This window comes from Nocardia sp. NPDC004568, from assembly GCF_040609955.1.
Taxonomy (GTDB): domain Bacteria; phylum Actinomycetota; class Actinomycetes; order Mycobacteriales; family Mycobacteriaceae; genus Nocardia.
This window is the reverse complement of sequence record NZ_JBEXLL010000001.1, coordinates 72,258-76,670: the sequence shown is the minus strand read 5'-3', so window position 1 is coordinate 76,670 and position 4,413 is coordinate 72,258. Positions and strand designations below refer to the sequence as shown.

The 4,413-nt window shown below is 68.9% G+C and carries 3 protein-coding genes; 1 reads left to right on the top strand and 2 read right to left on the bottom strand.

Annotation, left to right across the window (positions count from 1 at the left end; all coding sequences use genetic code 11):
• Positions 1 to 377: 377 nt before the first annotated feature.
• Together ABZV91_RS00375 and ABZV91_RS00370 are read right to left on the bottom strand one after the other, a co-directional pair.
• Positions 378 to 809: a YbaB/EbfC family nucleoid-associated protein gene (locus ABZV91_RS00375; protein WP_355233393.1), complete on the bottom strand. Its 432-nt coding sequence runs from the start codon at positions 807 to 809 to the stop codon at positions 378 to 380.
• Positions 810 to 835: 26 nt separating this feature from the next.
• Positions 836 to 2,506 (bottom strand): hypothetical protein, encoded by a 1,671-nt coding sequence (locus ABZV91_RS00370; protein ID WP_355233391.1) that lies wholly within the window; start codon positions 2,504 to 2,506, stop codon positions 836 to 838.
• A 225-nt stretch (positions 2,507 to 2,731) separates the two neighbouring features.
• Here ABZV91_RS00370 and ABZV91_RS00365 point away from each other — a divergent pair, with 225 nt between their 5' ends.
• Entirely contained in the window at positions 2,732 to 4,399 is a 1,668-nt protein-coding gene (locus ABZV91_RS00365; RefSeq protein WP_355233389.1) for an FAD-dependent oxidoreductase, read from the top strand.
• The last annotated feature ends 14 nt before the right edge of the window (positions 4,400 to 4,413 follow it).

The following is a 4,413-nucleotide window of genomic DNA, read 5'->3' as shown; positions in this document are numbered from 1 at the left end:
CCGATCAGCCTGAAGAGTGCACTCCTTCGCCGTTTCCCGGCACGCCCCCGCGAACTGCTCACCCCCGGCCCCACCCAACCCCACCCGCCCCCCGACAGCCCTCCCCGAAAGAAACTCCGCCCCCTGACGAAGCCGCTCCGCCTTCGCCGACAACTCGTCGGCCTCCCGACGCATCGCATCTTCCCGCGCCTCCGGGAAATGCCCGGCAACAACCTCCAAGACCCCGGGCGGCAACCACCACGGCAACAGCAGAGACACAGCTCACCCCTGCCCATCCACCGCAATCTACCCTTGCTTCACCCGACCGAACTGTTCGTTCCGTAGTTCATTCGAGATTAATAAGTTCCCACTGCTGAGAAGGTGACGAATCCCCAGCATCACAGCTGTGAGTTCCGTTCGCCGCGAAGAAAGTCGCGGATATCACCGAGATCGGGTACCTCGGGTACGAGGTCCGAGAGATCATCCCTCTTCTCGAGTTCCTCGGCAGCGGGAGAGATGAACCCTTGCCGGTGCTCGCGAGCGTGTTCCGCCGCCTGCGCGACGGTCTCGACAATTACGCGGGCCAACTCGTCAGGGGATTTGCTCAACGCCGATCGGGTGAGATTCAACTCGGTGAGTACCCCGCCCGCATCAACGGTCGCCGCCACCGAGCGGTCCACCGATTCCGCTCGGATTCGAGTCTCCTCCAGCTGCCGGTACGTTTCGGCCAGCCGGGCCTGCTGTTGCTGAAAGGTGTCGAGCAGATCTTCGATCTGGTTCCTCAGCCCATTGTTGGCGTTCAACAGACCTTCTCGTTTCCACCGGTCCATAACTGCATCCTTTCCGGATCATCTGTTCATCGGTTGCCCGGCGACTCTGCCCGAGCCATCGCCACCAGCAGCCGATGCAAGGTCTTGGCAGCCGCGGGGGCTTCGCTGCCGGCCAGCTGGACTGCGGCGAAACCCGCGGCAAGAGCTCGGCCGGGCGAGAAGGTGCGGTCATCGAAGCAGTAGTCGCCGAGCTCGCCCCGCCAGGATCTGTATCCGCTGACGATCCGTCCGAGAGTGTCGCCCTGGGCACCATTGATTCGTAGATATTCGGTGATCAGCGCCCGCTGCGCTTCCGCCCGGGCGCGCAGCCCGCCGGTCAGGTCCAGCACATGGCCGAGCTCCCGCAGCATGGTCACATACATCGGACGGTGCTGCAGCACGCTCTCCAGGGGAACATGACCGGCCCGGTCGCGTCCGATGAGTACCCCGGGGTCCGCGGTCGCGGTCACATCGAGAACGATCCATGGTTCCGGATTCTGCGACGAGTTGACCGCGGAATCCGCGGCACCCGCACGTCGATCCTCCGCTCGGGAGAGCGGCCCTCCCTCGGCGACCTCGAGCCCGCACAGGATGGCCGGATGCTCGGTGAGAACCGCGTCGACGGCTTCGGCGATCTCCCTGGCCGTCTGCTCGGCGATACCCGCCGTCTCGACTCCGATGAGCTCGAGGTCGCGCCGTGCGGCCAGGTCACGCAGGATTTCCATGGCCGCCTCATCGGTTGCGCGCCGAGCGCTCGCGGCCGGCGCCTCTTTACGCGACGGTGGCGTTCGGCGGGGATCCGCGTCCGGCTTGGCCGGCGTCGGCGGCCGATCGGCAGTTCGCGGCGGAACCGCCCGCGGCGGGATCTGACTGTCCGGGGCAGTGGCACCGACCGGCGCGCCGGATCGTGGGGAACCCGGGGAATTGCGACCCCAGGGTGTATCGGTCGATCCGGCGGAAGCGGTGCGGGCAGCCGTCGGCTTCGGTGCTTCCGGTGCTTTCGGGGCGCTCGGTCCGCGGGTGCCGGGGGGCTGCCCCACCGGTGTCGCGGATGCCCCCACCGGGGGCGGAGCTCCCGGAGCATGTGGCGGAGGTTGCGGTACTTGTTCCGGGCTGCCCGGTTCGGTCCCCGGGTCGGGCGACCCCGGGTCGCCGGAACCCGGCTGCTGCTGGGATTGCGGGGTTTCGCCCGGCTGTGCGCGGTCCGCGTCGGTGGCGGCGTCGGGCCGGGTACCGTCGGCGGCATTCTGCCCCGCCTCCGAGGTGATCGGATCATCGGCCGGCCGCGGCGCCGCGGTCGTCTGCCGGTTCGGCGCCCCGGCCCGGTCCGCGGAATTCCCCGCCGGGACGAGAGCCGGGGATATCGGCGCAGCCGGATCCGTGCCCGCGCCGGGATAGAGCGCCGGATCGGAGTTCCGTACCTGTGCGCTCCCGGCGTTGTCCGTATCCGTGTATGTCCCGGTAGCAGCACGGAGACCGGCGCCGAGAGCGCGGACACGGTCCACCAGATTCTCGAAACCCGCGATGCCCTGCTGCGCGGTGGGCACGTAGCTCTCGGCGAAGGCTTTACCGGGCTCGTCGGTGCCCCAGGATTCTCCCTCGCGTAGTGAGGTGTCCTTCAACTCGGCGAGCATCTGCGCCAGTTCGTCCGCCATCTGGTCGAACTCCGCCGCCGAGGCATGCATCGCGTCCGGATCGAGCCACAGCGGATCGGTCACTCGATCACCTTTCCTCCGCACCCTCACCAGCAGGTCCGATCAGTGTGGGGGATATCGCGCGATACCGCATCCCGCACTCTTCCTGGTCCTGGCAAACACGTCTTTACCGGCTCCGGTAGCGTATCCGTGGCTCCGGGCCGGACCGCGGCCTTCCACGCTCCGCTCCCGACCGGATATCGACCTCGCGCCGACACCGGCCGCGCGGCGACGCGGCATACTCGTCAGGTGAGCTCTCCCGCGACCAGCAAGCCCGCCATCCTCAGCGTCGACGACGACCCCGGCGTATCCCGGGCCGTCGTCCGCGACCTGCGGCGCCGGTACGGCGCCGAATACCGGATCCTGCGCGCGGAGTCCGGCCCGCAGGCACTCGAGGTGCTGCGCGAGATGAAACTGCGCGGCCAGCCCGTCGCGATACTCATCGCCGATTTCCGGATGCCGGGTATGGACGGGATCGAGTTCCTCGAGCAGGCGATGGACCTCGATCCCTACGCCCGCCGGGTACTGCTCACCGCGTACGCCGACACCGATGCCGCCATCGACGCCATCAATGTCGTCGATCTCGATCACTACCTGCTCAAACCCTGGGATCCGCCAGAGGAGAAGCTGTACCCGGTGCTGGACAGCCTGCTGGATGCCTGGCGCAGCAGCGAGCACCGGCCGGTACACGGGACCAAGGTCATCGGCAACCGCTGGTCGCCCCGGTCGTCGCAGGTCAGGGAGTTTTTAGCCCGTAACCAGCTACCGTACCGCTGGTTCCTGGCCGACGAACCGGAAGGCGCGCGTTTGCTGGAGGCCGCCGGCGCCGACCCCCGCCGCTGCCCGGTGGTGATCACCGAGGGCGGGCAGGCGCTGGTCCAGCCCAGCGACGGGGAGCTGGCCGCGAGTGTGGGGCTGAGTACCGAACCGGCCGGTGACTTCTACGACCTCATCGTCGTCGGCGGGGGGCCGGCCGGGCTGGGCGCCGCGGTGTACGGCGCCTCCGAGGGACTGCGCACCGTACTGGTCGAGCGCACGGCCACCGGCGGTCAAGCGGGCCAGAGTTCGCGCATCGAGAACTACCTGGGCTTTCCCGACGGGCTGTCCGGGGCGCAGCTGGCCGACCGGGCGCGGCGCCAGGCGGCCAAGTTCGGGGCCGAGGTGGTCACCACGCGTGAGGTCGTCGGGCTGGAGGTGAACGGGTCGGCCCGGACCGTGCGGTTCGCCGACGGCGGCGCCCTGTCCGCCCATACGGTCATCATCGCCACCGGCGTGGACTACCGGCGCCACCCGGCGGCCGGTGTGCACGAGTACACCGGGCGCGGAGTCTACTACGGGTCGGCCATGACCGAGGCCGCCGAATGCGCGGGCCACGACGTCTATATCGTCGGCGGCGCGAACTCGGCCGGGCAGGCGGCGATGTTCCTGTCCCGCAACGCCCGCACGGTGCACCTGGTGGTGCGCGGGGACGCGCTGGAGAAATCCATGTCGCACTATCTGATCCAGCAGATCGCCCAGGTGCACAATATCCGGGTGCACACCGAGACCGAGGTGGTCGCGGTGGGCGGTGACGACCACCTGGACACGCTGGTCCTGCGCGACAACCGGACAGGCGCCGAGGAGAAGGTGCCCGCCGAACGGCTGTTCCTGTTCATCGGCGCCGCCCCGCAGACCGACTGGCTCGACGGCGTGGTGCACCGCGATGCCGCGGGGTACGTGCTGGCGGGCCCGGATCTGCTGGTCGACGGCGACCGGCCGAAGGGCTGGGAGCTACCGCGGCCGCCACATCATCTGGAAACCAGCGTGCCGGGGGTTTTCGTGGCCGGAGACGTCCACGCCGAATCCGCCAAGCGGGTGGCCTCGGCCGTCGGGGAGGGCGCCATGGCCGTCATGCTCGTGCACCGCTACCTGGCATAGAGGAGAGACCGAGA

Coding starts and splice junctions, on each gene's coding strand:
- ABZV91_RS00375 (WP_355233393.1), bottom strand. CDS start 809: ATGGACCGGTGGAAACGAGAAGGTCTGTTGAACGCCAACAATGGGCTG.